A 14,991-nucleotide genomic window follows, 5' to 3' on the forward strand; every position below is an offset into this window, starting at 1 on the left:
AGGCGGTTATGTTTAACGAAGACTTAAGCCGGCGCGGTCTCGAAAGCGCCATGAAGAGCCTTGCGGTTAAAGTGCGCGCAGAAGGCCGTGCCGTCTTTTTCCGTTGAGGTGACGCTGATGGCGCCGCCGTGCGCCGTGACGATTTCCTTGGAAATATACAGGCCAAGGCCGAGATTGACCGACAGCGCGCCGTGGCCGCTTTCGTCATCCGGATGCGGTTCTCCCCGCGTCAGGGAATTGAAGATATTGCCCAGGGCATCCGGCGCGATCGGCACGCCTTCGTTATGAACGCACAGGATCACCTTGTCCGGCTGCCCCTCGACCGTAACGGTGATCGGCGCATCGGTGAAGCCGTACTGGACGGCATTGCCGATCAGGTTGGAAAACACTTGCCCGATGCGCGCCCTGTCCCACAGACCTTCCAGATTGCCTGACAGATTAAGCACGAATTCACGCTTGGGGTGCAAAACGCGCGCCTCATCGACCAGCAGCTTGCTGACGTAACTCATATCCATGTTTTCCCTGACAATCGGCAGGCCGGACCCCAGCCGGGCGCGCGTCAGATCAAGCAGGTTGGTGACGATCTCGCCGGCCCGCGCCGTGCTGTCGGCGATCTGCGACAAAAGCATGGTCTGACGCTCATTCATCGGCCCCACCTTGGTGGCCAGTTGCGCCGACATGCTGATGGCGCTCAAAGGATTGCGCAAATCATGGCTGAGGATGCCGAGAAACAGGTTGCGCGACAGTTCGAGCCGGGCGGAATAGTCGTGGATCGACTCGGTCATCGTCTGGTCGATGGCTTCATTGAAGCGGATCATGTCCTGGACATCCGACGAACGGGCCTCACGCAGGTCGGCGCACCACAGCTTGGTGACGCTGGCGCGCAGGGCGCGATATTCCGACACCATCTGGTCCATGTTGAAACCACCGGCATGGCGCAGCGAAGCATGGGTTTCCGCCGCGCTTGGATAGAACAGCCGCGGCTTTTCACCGTGCGACTTGGTGACCTGCTCGGCGTCTGTCTGAGCGGATTCGATATCCGCCGAGATAAAAGCCAGGATTTGCCGGATGTGATTGCGCAGGGCCAGGGGCGTCATGTGCCCGCCAGCCGGTACAAACGTGCGGGCGAAATTTTCCCATTCGGCGATGATGGCGGCCGTATTGACGCGAATGAATTCGGCGAGACGCATGTCTTCTGAGTTCCGGATAACGGACATAATCAGGGACATCCTGATGGGCCCTGGCGATTTTGGAGATTTGCATTGGTCAGGCGGAGATCGCCTGGAGACTGCCCTGTGCAGAAACCTGATCTATGAATACGTGAAACGCGCGAACATTGACAGGATTTTTATGACTTCACCTGTCAACTGGTAAAGATAAATGGGCCAGATGACCTGTAAGCCGGGTTTTGTTCAGGGATTGCTCCCCTTGGCGATCATTCCTCTTGGCCGGCCATTGCTGGACGGCTCACGCAACCTACCCGAACGGTCTGGGGCGGTAATGCCCTGCTTTCGGTTGCCCGACAGCGCGCCGTTCCTATTTGGTCTTGCTCCGGACGAGGCTTGCCATGCCGTCTCCGTTACCGGAAACGCGGTGCGCTCTTACCGCACCCTTTCACCCTTACCCTGGCAAGCCAGGGCGGTCTGCTCTCTGTGGCGCTATCTCTGGGGTCACCCCCGGCGGGTGTTACCCGCCGTCCTATTACCGTGGAGCCCGGACTTTCCTCAGGTGGAGTTACCCCCATCCCGCGATCACCCGGTCATCTGGCCCGCAGGCCTTCTAGTTCAGTTCCTCGGTTCGATCAATGGGGCAATCATAAGCGCCAGCCAGCCAAGAATGGTGATCCCGCCGCCAATCGGCGCCAATCCGGGCAGAATCACGCCGGTCGTGGCGTGGATAATGATCTCGAAGGCAAATATCCCGCTACCGGTCAGCATCAGGGCCATCGGCAGGGCGCGCCGCCAGCCGGAGACCAGCGACGTCGATAAAATACCGATCACCGCCGCCGCATGGAACAGCAGGAACTGTCCGCCGATCGCCAGGGTGCCGGTCTGCGGCGGATGCGATCCCGCAGCCAGCATGACGACACCCGCCAGTCCCCACAGGGCGGCAATCGTCAGGATGATGCGTTGACCGGTCGTATTCATCTAAACCTCCATGAGGGTGATATGGCGCAGCAGGGCCATCAGGGTGACACGCAGTTTTGCGTCGGCGCGGCCCTCAAGCTCTGTGCCGATCTGTTCGGGTACCCAATGGCGCTGGAAGGCGGTGACGATGGTGGCGGTCTCGGCGTCATAAGGACCACCGGCCAGAATGCTGTAGCCCAGTTTGCCGAGCGCCGATTGCAGCGAGAAGACGCCCAACCCGGTTTCGCCCTGGCCGAGCGGCGGCCCCATGACGCCTTCAGGCGGAAGGTCGGGCGTCACCCAGAGGCCATGACCCTGCGCTGCCAGTTCCGCCCAGGGAAAGCGTTCGCCCGGATCTTCTTTCCGCGCCGGCGCGACATCGGAATGGCCGAGTATGAGATGATCCGGGATTTCCCAGCGTTCGCGGATGCCATCGAGCAAACCGATCACCCCATCGATCTGGGCCGGCGGAAAGTCGCTGTAGCCGAATTCATGACCGGGGTTCACCAGTTCGATACCGATCGAGCAGCCGTTAATATCGGTCTCGCCCTTCCAGAAGCTGACACCGGCGTGCCAGGCGCGGCGCTCCTCCGGCACCAGCCGGTAAATCCGCCCGTCTTCTTCGACCATGTAATGCGCCGAAACTTTCGCGTCCGGATCGCACATACGCGCCAGCGCCGCCTCGCCGCTCTTCATGCCGGTATAGTGCAGGACCACCATATCGGGTGGCCCCTTGCGTTCATTGAAATTGGGGGATGGGGTTTCGATCATCCGCTGTTCTTAGCGGCAATCCCGCATGTGGCCAAATAAAAACGCCGCTGTCGGATGACAGCGGCGTTCTGAATTTCAACAGGCGTAACACAAACCTAGTAAACGGTCCAAGTAGAGCCGTCCTTGCGCGCCTCATAGACGCCCTTGCCGTTATCGGCATGGATACGCACCTTCAACGGCTTGCGCGTGATGAGCGCCATTAACCCCATGATACCAACCACAGCCGCGCCAACCACGGCCACCGAAGCGGCGAACAGCGCCAGCACAGCCAGTCCGGCCACAACTGCGAGGCCCGCCAAGGTCATCGCCAGACCAGTCACCACACGGGCGATGAGGTTCTTGCGACGGACTTCACCCCAGGGCTTATAGCTGCGGGCGAAACGGGCAAAGGAAGCATTACGCATGGTCATGAAGGTAAAACCTTTAAACACTGAGACAATACGCGTCTCTTACAGGGAAAGATTGGCATGAATACGTCACACGTCAACCTCTGGAACGGGCAAAATCGAAACTTTAAGACTTTCTTAAGCCTTCAGGCACCGATTTCGTGGCGCGGCAGCCCGAAAATCTCACAAAATTCAACAGTTAGGCGAGTAAGGTCCGCTCCTTCACAATCTGGTCATATGCCGAATTGATCAGGGCGGTCTTCTGGGTATAGAGGGTTTCGAAATCGATCGGCAGGCCGCGCGCGCGGATGCGGTCCGGGTGGAAATCGTTGAGTCGGGAACGCCTAGCCACGCGGATATCGTCATCCGAGGCATCGGGATTCAGGCCGAGGATATAATAGGGATCATCCTCGCCCAGCGGCACATAGCCGGCGCGCACCCGGCGATAGGCGGCGGCCTTGATGCCGAACAGATCAGCCACCGTCTCCAGATAGGTTTCTTCCTGATGGCTGAGCTGACCATCGGAGACCGCGATATGAAACAGTCCTTCCAGCACATCCTCAAGGATTTGCGGGCAACTGCTGTAACGCTTGGCGAGACGGCGGGCGTAGGATTCAAAGCCCAGGCTGGTCTGGCGCGCCAGGTCATAGAGGCGCATAACGTCGCGCCGGGCTCTTTCATCGGGCTGGAAAACATGCAGGAAGGCGGTTTGCTCGACTTCGTGCGCCAGACCATCGGCCATAGCCAGCTTGGCGCCCAGCGCCGTCACCGCCGTGGCGAACGCCGGATCGGCGCCCGGCAGCCCTTTCGGACAATCGGTGCACTCAGCGGCATCGAAGGTGCGCACCGCCAGTTGAGCCAGGTTTTTCCAGAACGACATCATTACTCACTGATTATGGAGATCGACCTTAGCTTAATTACGGCCGACTGTGTGCTTAAGTTTCTGTAAGACTCGCAAAAAAACATACCTGATGGCGATTTTATGCCTTACTTGCTGTATAAGTAAGCTGTGGGGCACAAGACCTGTGCGTTTTTGCCGCAATACACTCAGGGTTCAAACAAACCCATTCGTCAGTTCCGGAGCCGAATTTGCGCCTGTTGAGATCGTCCGTCCTTACCTTGTCCGTCTGCGCCTTCGCTTTTTCGGCGGCGATTCCGGCTGACGCCGCCACCACGAAAAAGCGGCCGGCAGCCGCCAAGACCACCGCGAAAAAAGCCGTAGCGAAATCCGGCGCCGAACCAGCGATGGACAACAGCCCCGCCGCTACCGGCCGCAACGCCGACGGCAGCCTGCACGCGCCGACGCTGGAGGATGCCCCAAAAGATGATTTCCTGCGCGTGGCGTGGTGCCACGGTGTGCTGTCAGGCAATATGGAAATGGCCGAACTGGTCGATTCCGTTATGCCGGTCGATGACCAGATCCAGACGATCGGCCTGTCCTATCTGCGCGCTTACGAAGCGGCCCTGACCCTTTCCGGCAAGGGCAAGGACGAAGCCCAGCACAAAAAGGCCGAGGAAGTCCGCGACTACGGTTACAATGAATGGGCCGCCACCCGCACGGCGCCGACCAAGGAAGCCGCCTACGCCTATGCCAACTGGCAGTTGCCGGGCGATTGCGAACACGCCGCTGTCCGCCTGTCGGGTCATCCCAACCTGTTCGCTGAAATGGCGACGGAAGACGAACTCGACGCCATCGCCCTGGCGCTCAGTTCCGGTGGTCCGCACGATTACGAAGAAAAGCCGAAGCCGGTCCTGACCGCTTCCACCGCCCCGGTCGATGGCGACGGCCCGCTGGCCACCAATACCCTGGCCCGCCGCGCCACCGCTTCGCGTGCCCTGCCCTCCGTGCCGCAAACGGCCAACACCGGTGACGAGCAGGTCGAAACCACCTACGCGACGCAGCAACAGCCCGACCCGAACCATGTTGAAAAACGCAGTTGGTCGGAAGGGCTGGGCTATCGCCTGGGCTGGACGAACGTTCCGAAAAAGAAGATTAACTAACAGCGTAACGCCGTTTTTTTTCATTGCTATCGACGGCCTCCACACTTAGTCTTTGGAAGCGATTCCCTTCGTTCCTCCCCCGACGCCCAGGTGCCGCTTGGAAGTTTTTCCCTCATTGCCGTCAGCCACGGCGATCGCCCTTGCCGGCGACATGAGCACCCGTGGTTACGGCATTGCGGAGAACTGCATCTCGATCGAAGCCCTGACGGAACTTCGCCGCTTCATTCACGACAGCGTAAATCAGACCGGCGGGGAATATATAGCCTTTGGCGGTCCCGACGCGATGCGAGGCACCTTCCTGCAAGACCTGGCGGCCTCCGCCAACTTTCAGACCCTTTGCCGGGAGCTTTACAGCAGCGGTATGCAGAAACCCGCGCCGCCCGTCTCTTTTTATCAAGTGCTTCGCTGTCTGGCGGGCAAAACTGGCGAGCAGCATGCCTACCGGTTCCATTACGATTCCTATGTCCTGACCATACTGGTGCCGATCCTGATCCCTGCCGAGGGACAACCGGGCCACCTGATCATGTTCCCCAACACCCGGCCGGTGCGCAGGACCTATCTCGGCAACCTGATCGACAAGCTGTTTCTCGATAACCGCCTGACCCAGAACCGGCTGCGCAAAGGCGTCATTTCCGGCCGCCTGAAGCCGGAGCGTATCAAGATGCAGCCTGGAAACGCCTATTTCTTCTGGGGCTGCCGTTCGATACACACCAATGAGCCGTGCGATCCGGACAAGATCCGCGCCACCGCGCTTTTCCACTATGTCGACCCGTATGCCGATAGCTGGCTGCGGCAAACCCTGCTCAGGCTGCGTAACCGCAAGCCGCAGATGTCGATGGCCGCTCCAGAGGCAAGGGCCCCGCAGCCGGCCTGATCACGGCACGTAGTTGAGTATCGGACTGAGCCAGCGCTCGGCTTCATCGACCGACCAGCCCTTGCGGCGGGCATAGTCTGCTACCTGATCCTTTTCGATCTTGCCGACGCCGAAATAATGCGCCTTCGGGTGAGCGAAATACATGCCCGACACCGAGGCCGGCGGGGTCATGGCCAGCGAGTCGGTAAGCACCATGCCAGTACGGGCAGAAGCATCGAGCAGGTTGAACAGGGTCCACTTTTCGGTGTGGTCAGGCTGGGCCGGATAACCCGGCGCCGGGCGGATGCCGAGATATTTCTCGCCGATCAGTTCCTCGACCGACAGGCTCTCATCCGGCGCATAGCCCCACAGTTCGCGGCGCACCTTTTTGTGCAGGGCTTCGGCGAAAGCTTCGGCGAGACGGTCAGCCAGCGCCGTGGCGAGGATGGCGTTGTAATCATCGCCCGCCGCCTTGAACTGCATGGCCTTTTCCATCTGGCCATGACCGGCGGTGACGGCGAAGCCGCCGATCCAGTCGGGCGTACCTTTCGGGGCGATGAAATCGCCGAGCGCGGAATTGTTCTGGTCGGCGCGCGGCTTCTTCATCTGCTGGCGCAGGGTATGGAAAACGGCGATCGTTTTATCACGGTTTTCGTCGGCATAAATTTCAATATCGTCGTCATCATTGGCGTTGGCGGGCCAGAACCCGATCACGCCAGACGCCGTGTACCACTTCTCTTCCAGAATCTGCGCCAGCATCGCCTGCGCGTCCTTGAAAAGCTCGGTCGCCGCCTCGCCGACGATCTCGTCTTCGAGGATAGCCGGATACTTGCCCGCCAGTTCCCAGGTCGAGAAGAACGGCGTCCAGTCGATATGGTCGGCCAGATCGTGCAGGTCGTAGGGCGAGAAGGTCCTCAGACCGAGGAAGGACGGCTTGACCGGCGGCTCGGCGGCCCAGTCGATTTTGAACCTGTTGGCCCGCGCCTCGGCCAGAGGGCTGCGCGGCTGGGAATTGCCCTTGCCGTAAGCCTCGCGCACCTTGATATAATCGGCCTTCGTCTGCTCGACAAAGCCATAGCGGTCGGTTTCTGACAGCAGTTGCGACACCACGCCGACGGCGCGCGAGGCATCGAGCACATAGACGACCTGATTGTTTTTGTAGCCCGGTTCGATCTTGACCGCTGTGTGCGTCTTGGAAGTCGTCGCCCCGCCGATCAGCAGCGGAATGTCGAAGCCGGTCCGCTGCATTTCACGCGCCACGAAGACCATCTCATCGAGCGACGGCGTGATCAGGCCGGAAAGCCCGATCATATCGACGCCATGTTCCTTGGCCGCCGCCAGAATCCGGTCGCACGGCACCATGACACCGAGGTCGATCACTTCGTAATTGTTGCACTGGAGCACGACGCCGACGATGTTCTTGCCGATATCGTGGACATCGCCCTTGACCGTCGCCATCAGCACCTTGCCGGCTGCCTGATAGGTGCCGCCACCGGCGACATGCAGGGCCTTTTCGGCCTCCATATAGGGCATGAGGTAGGCGACCGACTGCTTCATCACGCGGGCCGATTTCACCACCTGCGGCAGGAACATCTTGCCGGCGCCAAACAGGTCACCGACCACGTTCATGCCAGCCATCAAAGGCCCTTCGATGACATGCAGCGGGCGCTCGGCCTGCTGGCGGGCTTCCTCGGTATCCTGATCGATAAATTCGGTGATGCCATTGACCAGGGCGTGCGACAGGCGCTCGGCCACCGTGCCTTCGCGCCAGGCCAGATTGACCACCTTGGCTTCGGTCTTGTCGCCTTTGTACTTCGGCGCCAGTTCGACCAGCCATTCGGTATTGGTGATGTTGTGGCGCTGCTTGCGATTGAGGATCACGTCCTCGACCGCCTCACGCAGTTCCGGATCGATACTGTCATAGACCGGCAGGTCACCGGCATTGACGATGCCCATGTCCATGCCGGCGGCGATGGCGTGGTAGAGGAAGACGCCGTGGATAGCCCGGCGCACCGGTTCATTGCCACGGAACGAGAACGACACGTTCGACACGCCGCCGGAGACCCGCGCATAAGGCAGCGTCTGCTTGATGGCGCGGGTGCCCTCGATGAAATCGACAGCATAGTTATTATGCTCGTCGATGCCGGTCGCCACCGCGAAGATGTTCGGATCGAAGATGATATCTTCCGGCGGGAAACCGACCTCATCGACCAGCACGCGATAGGCCTTGGTACAGATCTCGATCTTGCGTTCGGCGGTATCGGCCTGGCCGATCTCATCGAAGGCCATGACCACCACCGCCGCGCCATAGCGCATACAGGCGCGGGCCTGTTCCTTGAATTTCTCGACACCCTCCTTCATCGAGATCGAATTGACGATCGCCTTGCCCTGCACGCATTTCAGCCCGGCCTCGATGACTTCCCATTTGGAGGAATCGATCATCACCGGCACGCGGGCGATGTCGGGTTCGGCGGCCATCAGGTTGAGGAAGGTGGTCATCGCCTTTTGCGAATCGAGCAGGCCTTCGTCCATATTGACGTCGATGATCTGCGCCCCGGCCTCGACCTGCTGACGGGCCACGGCCAGCGCCGCCGTGTAATCACCTTCGATGATCAGCTTCTTGAATTTGGCGGAACCGGTGACATTGGTGCGTTCGCCGATATTGATAAAGGTAGGGGTCAAGTCAAAGCCTCTTCCGTCGCCCGGAGCAAGCCGAGCCACGCATTATAAGAACCGCTGTCCAGATACAGCTCACGAATTTCGGAATCACCTGTCGAGATGCGCTTCAGCGCGGCTCTCGCCAGTTCGGGAAGATCAACCGGCGGCGTCCCCATCGCCTCCAGGACCATCAGATAATCCTGCGCCGAGATATCGCTCTTGCCGGTCGCCACCGTCAGCAGGGCTGCCGCCGCATAGGCCCGCGCGCCTTCCGGCAGTTCGATATATTCCTCGGCCGCCAGCACCTCGTTGAAAACAAAGCGCACGCTTTCCCACGACGGCACGTCTTCCAGTTCCATCATCAGGTCGGCGGCGTCATCATTATCAAACGGTCCGGGTCCCCAGGCGCTCATGGCTATTTGCCCGCCTTCCGGATCGCCAGTTCGATCTGGCCATGAAGGAAGTCGATGAATTCGATGCCCTGCGCTTTCAGCGATTTCGGATAGAGCGACGCCTTGGTCAGGCCTGGCAGGGTGTTGGTTTCGAGATAGACCGGCCCCTTGTCAGAGATAATGAAGTCCGAACGCGAATAGCCGCGGCAGGACATCGCCTTGTGCGCCTTGATCGCCAGGCGTTGCAGTTCGGCGTTGATCTCGGGTGCGAAACGCGCCGGACAGATTTCCTGCGTCGTCGATTTGAGATACTTGCCGGCATAGTCAAACGCGCCATCGCCCGGCACGATCTCGACCGGCGGCAGGGCGATGATCGAGCCATCCGCCTGTTCGAGCACCCCACAGGTCGCTTCCGGACCGGTGATGAAAGGCTCGATCAGATAGGCCATGCTGGCGGATTCACGCCGCACGGCGGCGATATCCTGCGACGAATTGACATAGATCAGGCCATAGGATGAGCCTTCCGATGCCGGCTTGGCGATCAGGCGGCCATAATGCGACAGCGCCTCATCGGCTTCTTCCAGCGTGACGGTAGACGGCGAATAGACGCCGGCCAGACCGGCGAACAGCTTGGCGGCCGTCTTGTCGAACGCCAGATGCGACGCCGCCGAACCCGATCCAGTGAAGGGCACGCCACGCGCCTCGGCCAGCACCTGAAACTGGCCGTTTTCCGCCGTGCCGCCATGCAGGCCGAGCACCAGAACGCGATCCTCGGCAGCAGCGGCATCCAGCGCCTCAGCCATTGTGCCCAAAGTCGCGCCATCGGCCTTGAATGGCACCTCGAACGGCTTTTCGTGACCGAGCAAACGCGCTTGCGAGGCGATATGCACAGTTCCGTCGATATCCCAGAACCACAGGTCGGCCTCCGGCAGAGCCTGGGTCAGGGCCTGCGCGCTGGCGACGGAGACAAGGCGTTCGCGGCTGGTGCCGCCAAAGAGGATAGTGGTGTGCATAGATCAGGTCTCAAAAACAATGTCAGCCTTTTACGGCTTGAAGAAGCTCAATGCCGCTAAAGTCCGACCGATGCAACACCCTTTCGCGCTCATGGCGTCAGGACTGAAGCAGGGCCAGAACAGCCTTGGCGCCCGCCTCGGAAGACGCCGGATTTTGACCTGTGACCAGAAGGCCATCGGTCACGACATGAACACCCCAGTCAGCGCCCTTTTCATAAAGCCCGCCCTTGGCCGTCAATTCGTTTTCCACCAGGAAAGGCACCACGTCGGTCAGGCCGACCGCGTCTTCTTCGCTGTTGGTAAAGCCGGTGACGCGCTTGCCCTTGACCAGATAATCATCACCTGCCTTGACATGACGCAGAACGCCCGGGGCATGACAAACAGCGCCGACAGGCTTGCCGGCGGCGACAAAGGCCTCGATCAGGGCGATGGAGGCCTTGTCCTCGGCCAGATCCCAAAGCGGGCCATGACCACCGGGATAGAAAACAGCGTCAAAATCGGCCGCCTTGATGTCGGCGAGTTTGGTGGTGTGCGCCAGCACAGCCTGGGCCGCCCTGTCCGCCTTGAAGCGTTCGGTCGCCTCGGTCTGGCCGGACGGCTCATCGCTTTTCGGATCAAGCGGCGGCTGCCCGCCCTTTGGCGACGCGACCGTGATCTCGGCGCCGGCATCGAGGAAGGTATAGTAGGGCGCAACATATTCTTCGAGCCAGAAGCCGGTCTTTTTACCAGTGTCGCCCAATTGATCGTGCGAGGTCAGAACCATAAGTATTTTCATGAAAAATGTCCTTTAAGGCCCCTGCCCCTCCCCTAGATGGTGACGATGCAAAGCAACGCAACTAACTTAATTCAAACGGCTCCAGACCCGACAGGCGCAAAGCCTTGGGGCGTTCGGGGATCTGGCGCGGCGTGATTCCGCTGACTTCATCAGCCACATGCTTGATGTGATCCGGCGTCGTGCCGCAGCAACCGCCAAGGATATTGACGATGCCGTCCTTGGCCCATTCGTGCAGCTCATGGGCGGTTTCGTGCGGCTGTTCGTCGTACTGGCCCATAGCGTTGGGCAGGCCGGCATTTGGATAGGCGGCGACCAGGCAATCGGCCACGCGTGACAATTCGGCGATATGCGGACGCATCAGGTCGGCCCCTAAAGCGCAGTTGAAACCGATGGCGAACGGCTTGGCGTGCTTGACCGAATTCCAGAAGGCCTCGGCGGTCTGGCCCGAAAGCGTGCGTCCGGAACGGTCTGTGATGGTGCCCGAAATCCAGATCGGCAACGCCTCCTGGCCCTCATCTTCGAGGTCCAGGATGGCCTTGATGGCCGCCTTGCAGTTCAGCGTGTCGGTGATGGTCTCAATGAGATAGAGATCGACCCCGCCTTCATAAAGCGCCGCCACCTGCTCACGATAGGCCTGATAAACCTGATCGAAGGTCACCAGGCGCGCGCCCGGATCGTTCACATCCGATGACATGGAGAGCATCTTGTTGAGCGGCCCGATCGAACCGGCGACGAAGCGCGGCTTGTGCGGCTCCTTCGCGGTCCATTCGTCGGCTTTCGCACGAGCGATTTTCGCACCTTCGCGGTTGATATCGATGACCGATTGCAGGTCGAGGTGATAGTCGTCCTGCGCGATGGTGGTGGCCGAAAAGGTGTTAGTTTCGGAAATATCCGCTCCCGCCGCATAATACTGGTCATGCAGGTCGGAGATGATATCCGGGCGCGTCAGGCACAGGATATCGTTATTGCCCTTCATCTGGCCCTTGTGGCCTTTGAAACGCTCACCAAGAAAATCGGCCTCGTCCAGCCCGCGGCGTTGAATCATCACACCCCACGAACCATCGAGGATCAGGATGCGCTCTTTCGCGGCGGCTTTCAGCGCGGCGATACGGTCTGTGCGGTTCATGGTGCAGTTCCTTCAAGGAAGCCAGAAACCCCACCACCACATCTCACCGCTGCGCGGTTCGTGCGGTCCCCCTCCCCGGCAAAGCCAGGGAGATACAAGTTACTTCTTATACCTCCCCACTTTAGTGGGGAGGGGGACCGCGCTTCACTTGAGGCGTGGTGGTGGGAGTTCTTACTTAAGATATTCACTTTGTCGTTTCCTTCAATCCCAGTATCCGGCCAATAGCAAACACCAGATCGGCGCGATTGAGCGTATAGAAGTGGAAGTTCTCGACGCCTTCACGCTCAAGCCCCAAACATAGCTCTACGGCCACGGCCGAAGCCAGCAGCTTGCGCGTTTCGGCGTCGTCGTCCAGGCCTTCAAACAAACCGCCGAGCCACTCAGGAATAGCCGCGTCACAGGCGGCGGCCATGCGGCGCAGGCCCTTGAAATTGGTTACCGGCATGATGCCTGGCGTCAGGTCGATCCTGATCCCGGCATCAGCCACGGCGTCGCGGAAACGCAGGAAGGTGGCCGGTTCGAAGAAGAACTGGCTGATACCGCGCGTGGCGCCCGCATCGACCTTCTGGCGCAGAACATCGAGATCGAAATCGAGCGACGGCGATTGCGGATGTTTTTCCGGATAGACACCAACGCTGACCTCGAAATCACCGATCCGCTTGATGGCGGCGGTCAGTTCGGTGGCGTTCTGGTAACCGTCGGCGCGGGGTTTATAGTCGCCGAAACCGGTGGGCGGGTCGCCGCGCAGGGCCACGATATGGCGCACGCCGGCGTCCCAATAGGCGCGGATCACCTCATCGACTTCCGCGCGCGAAGCATCGACGCAGGTCAGGTGCGCGGCCGGGCGCAGATGCGTTTCGTCGAGAATGCGCTTGACCGTACGGTGGGTGCGTTCGCGGGTAGACCCGCCGGCCCCATAGGTGACGGACACAAACTCCGGATTAAGCGGCGCCAGACGGCGGATCGACTCCCACAGGGTCGTTTCCATCTCCTCGCTCTTGGGCGGGAAGAATTCAAACGACACCTTCAGATTCTGGCCACCGGCGGCAATCGCACGCGCAATGGGGGCCAGATTGGTTGTAAAACTGGGGTTCAGCGAGGGGCTCATGGTGTGTTCTCAGTTCATGCCTGTTCAGGCAAATAATGGGTCAGGCCTTGACGGCGAGCCAGATCTTGACGGTCAAACCCGCCGCTTTCGGCGGCAGAGACCGGGTAACATCGGGCGTCAGGCCCGCGGTTTCAAACCAGCTTCGCATGTCCTCGTCGAGCATACCGAGGCGCCGGTGCTGATATTGCTCGCGCATGATTTCAAGGTCGTGGTGCTCGAAATCAGCGATCAGCAACCGCCCCCCCGGTTTCAGCAATCGAGCCGCCTCAGCGATGGCCCGGCCCGGATCGGCCAGGAAGTGCAGCACCTGATGGACGACGACGAGATCCGCCGAGGCCGCCGGCAGACGCGTTTCGTAAATGTCGCCGTGACGGAAATCGATAGTTTCCAGCCCGGCGTCATGCGAGCGGGCGCGGGCGACATTGAGCATGTGCTGCGACAGGTCGAGGCCGATGGCCGTCTTCGCCTGATCAGCCAGAAGCGTCAACATACGGCCCGAACCGGTGCCGAGATCAACCAGGTGTTCATAGGGCTGACGACCAGCCAGAAGCCGTATCTCGGCCTCGACATCCGCCTCGGCGATATAATGGCTGCGAATCTCATCCCATTTCGGCGCAATGGTTTCGAAATAGCCTTCGGCCGATTTGCGCCGGTAACTGCGCACGCCTTCGAGCTGTTGCAGGTCTTCGCCATAGGCGTCGTCCAGCGAGGCGAGAATGGCGTCGACCAGCGGACGGATGGACGGGGCGGACGCCAGGCGGTAGAATACCCAGGCGCCATCGGGGAAACGCTCGATCAGGCCGGCCTCGCTCATCAGCTTGAGGTGGCGTGAAATACGTGGTTGGCTCTGGTCGAGAATCGACACCAGTTCCATGACCGACAGCTCTTCGCGCGCCAGCAGGCGCAGCAAGCGCAGGCGCGTCGGCTCACCCGCCGCCTTCAGGGCTTCGAGCAAGGTGTTGAATCGGGTCTTGGGCGCGTAATTGTCAGCCATATAATCATATAAAGATATCTTTATATGACTTGCAAGCCTTTTCTTGAATTGAGGCTCGCCTGTGCGTCAGCATATCGCATGGTAATTTCAACCATTATACGCCATTATTGCAGGCAGGAACAGACGAGGTTTAATATGAGAGACGGCGTTCGCGTTGGAAAAGCTTTATGGCGTGGTTTGCAGCGCAAATGCCCGTGCTGCGGCGCGGCACCGGCTTTTCGCGGCTACCTGAAGGTGGTGGACGCCTGTTCGTCCTGCCAGACCCCTCTCAGCATTTACCCGACCGATGATGGCCCCGCCTATATCACCATAATACTGGTCGGCCACGTAATCATCGCCCCCGCCTTCATGTTTGGCTTTTTCTACGCCTATCCCCCACAGGTTCTCATGCCCGTAATGGTCGGCGCCATAGGCGGCCTGACCCTGCTGGCCTTACCATACATCAAGGGCGCCTTCCTCGGGTTGATGTGGAATCTGGGCCTGAAACAGGCGCGATAATACCTTGACAAGATTTCCCTTTCGGCGCGAAGTGACCATCCTTATTCCGCAATAAAAAGGGAGTTGCGTCATGGCTCACAAGTTTGAAATCCGCAAGAACAAGGCCGGCGAGTTCGTCGCCTATTTCACCTATAACGGTGAAAGCATTTTCTGGACCGAAGGCTACAGTTCCAAGGCTTCGGCAAAGAACGCGATCGAATCCATCAAGAAGAACGGCCCTGACGCCCCGATCGACGACAAAACGGTCGACTAACAATAAAAAAAGCAGCCTGCTGAACAGGCCGCTTTTT

At 59.9% G+C, this 14,991-nt stretch carries 16 protein-coding genes and 1 other RNA gene; 4 read left to right on the top strand and 13 right to left on the bottom strand.

Going from position 1 to position 14,991, the window contains the following annotated elements:
- Nucleotides 1-23: 23 nt before the first annotated feature.
- The 6 genes from VL130_RS02950 to VL130_RS02975 form a co-directional block, all read right to left on the bottom strand.
- Complete coding sequence (locus VL130_RS02950) at nt 24-1,217, bottom strand: HAMP domain-containing sensor histidine kinase (RefSeq protein WP_325360989.1); 1,194 nt, start codon at nt 1,215-1,217, stop codon at nt 24-26.
- A gap of 164 nt (nt 1,218-1,381) precedes the next feature.
- Nucleotides 1,382-1,767: RNase P RNA component class A (gene rnpB, locus VL130_RS02955), an RNA gene on the bottom strand.
- Nucleotides 1,768-1,784: 17 nt separating this feature from the next.
- Complete coding sequence (locus VL130_RS02960; protein WP_325360991.1) at nt 1,785-2,147, bottom strand: hypothetical protein; 363 nt, start codon at nt 2,145-2,147, stop codon at nt 1,785-1,787.
- Complete coding sequence (locus VL130_RS02965; RefSeq protein WP_325360993.1) at nt 2,148-2,897, bottom strand: N-acetylmuramoyl-L-alanine amidase; 750 nt, start codon at nt 2,895-2,897, stop codon at nt 2,148-2,150.
- 95 nt (nt 2,898-2,992) lie between these two features.
- A complete protein-coding gene (locus VL130_RS02970; RefSeq protein ID WP_325360995.1) occupies nt 2,993-3,307 on the bottom strand; it encodes a hypothetical protein in 315 nt (104 codons plus the stop codon).
- 175 nt (nt 3,308-3,482) lie between these two features.
- On the bottom strand, nt 3,483-4,163 hold the full coding sequence (locus tag VL130_RS02975; RefSeq protein ID WP_325360997.1) for a TerB family tellurite resistance protein: 681 nt from the start codon (nt 4,161-4,163) through the stop codon (nt 3,483-3,485).
- Between the two features lie 209 nt (nt 4,164-4,372).
- Here VL130_RS02975 and VL130_RS02980 point away from each other — a divergent pair, with 209 nt between their 5' ends.
- Both VL130_RS02980 and VL130_RS02985 read left to right on the top strand, forming a co-directional pair.
- Nucleotides 4,373-5,284 carry a hypothetical protein gene (locus VL130_RS02980; RefSeq protein WP_325361000.1) on the top strand — a complete coding sequence of 304 codons (912 nt, stop codon included), beginning with the start codon at nt 4,373-4,375 and terminating at the stop codon, nt 5,282-5,284.
- A 97-nt stretch (nt 5,285-5,381) separates the two neighbouring features.
- Nucleotides 5,382-6,158, top strand: coding sequence for a hypothetical protein (locus VL130_RS02985; RefSeq protein ID WP_325361002.1), 777 nt, complete (start codon nt 5,382-5,384; stop codon nt 6,156-6,158).
- Here the strand turns inward: VL130_RS02985 and metH are convergent, their stop codons facing one another.
- The 7 genes from metH to VL130_RS03020 all read right to left on the bottom strand — a co-directional run bounded on the left by metH (nt 6,159) and on the right by VL130_RS03020 (nt 14,203).
- Nucleotides 6,159-8,819: a methionine synthase gene (metH, locus tag VL130_RS02990; RefSeq protein WP_414636201.1), complete on the bottom strand. Its 2,661-nt coding sequence runs from the start codon at nt 8,817-8,819 to the stop codon at nt 6,159-6,161. It lies immediately after the preceding gene.
- Nucleotides 8,816-9,208 (bottom strand): DUF4259 domain-containing protein, encoded by a 393-nt coding sequence (locus tag VL130_RS02995; RefSeq protein WP_325361006.1) that lies wholly within the window; start codon nt 9,206-9,208, stop codon nt 8,816-8,818. The genes metH and VL130_RS02995 overlap by 4 nt, the downstream gene beginning before the upstream one ends.
- A 2-nt stretch (nt 9,209-9,210) precedes the next feature.
- Nucleotides 9,211-10,200 carry a D-alanine--D-alanine ligase family protein gene (locus VL130_RS03000; protein ID WP_325361008.1) on the bottom strand — a complete coding sequence of 330 codons (990 nt, stop codon included), beginning with the start codon at nt 10,198-10,200 and terminating at the stop codon, nt 9,211-9,213.
- A gap of 97 nt (nt 10,201-10,297) precedes the next feature.
- Entirely contained in the window at nt 10,298-10,975 is a 678-nt protein-coding gene (locus tag VL130_RS03005) for a type 1 glutamine amidotransferase domain-containing protein (RefSeq protein ID WP_325361011.1), read from the bottom strand.
- Between the two features lie 61 nt (nt 10,976-11,036).
- Nucleotides 11,037-12,101 carry a homocysteine S-methyltransferase family protein gene (locus VL130_RS03010; RefSeq protein WP_325361014.1) on the bottom strand — a complete coding sequence of 355 codons (1,065 nt, stop codon included), beginning with the start codon at nt 12,099-12,101 and terminating at the stop codon, nt 11,037-11,039.
- Nucleotides 12,102-12,285: 184 nt separating this feature from the next.
- A complete protein-coding gene (gene metF / locus VL130_RS03015; RefSeq protein WP_325361018.1) occupies nt 12,286-13,209 on the bottom strand; it encodes a methylenetetrahydrofolate reductase [NAD(P)H] in 924 nt (307 codons plus the stop codon).
- A 40-nt stretch (nt 13,210-13,249) separates the two neighbouring features.
- Nucleotides 13,250-14,203, bottom strand: a complete 954-nt coding sequence (locus tag VL130_RS03020) for a metalloregulator ArsR/SmtB family transcription factor (protein ID WP_325361020.1) — start codon at nt 14,201-14,203, stop codon at nt 13,250-13,252.
- Nucleotides 14,204-14,338: 135 nt separating this feature from the next.
- Here VL130_RS03020 and VL130_RS03025 point away from each other — a divergent pair, with 135 nt between their 5' ends.
- A complete protein-coding gene (locus VL130_RS03025; protein ID WP_325361022.1) occupies nt 14,339-14,701 on the top strand; it encodes a DUF983 domain-containing protein in 363 nt (120 codons plus the stop codon).
- Between the two features lie 70 nt (nt 14,702-14,771).
- A complete protein-coding gene (locus tag VL130_RS03030) occupies nt 14,772-14,954 on the top strand; it encodes a YegP family protein (RefSeq protein WP_325361024.1) in 183 nt (60 codons plus the stop codon).
- Nucleotides 14,955-14,991 lie beyond the last annotated feature (37 nt).

The organism is Asticcacaulis sp., from assembly GCF_035497195.1.
Taxonomy (GTDB): domain Bacteria; phylum Pseudomonadota; class Alphaproteobacteria; order Caulobacterales; family Caulobacteraceae; genus Asticcacaulis.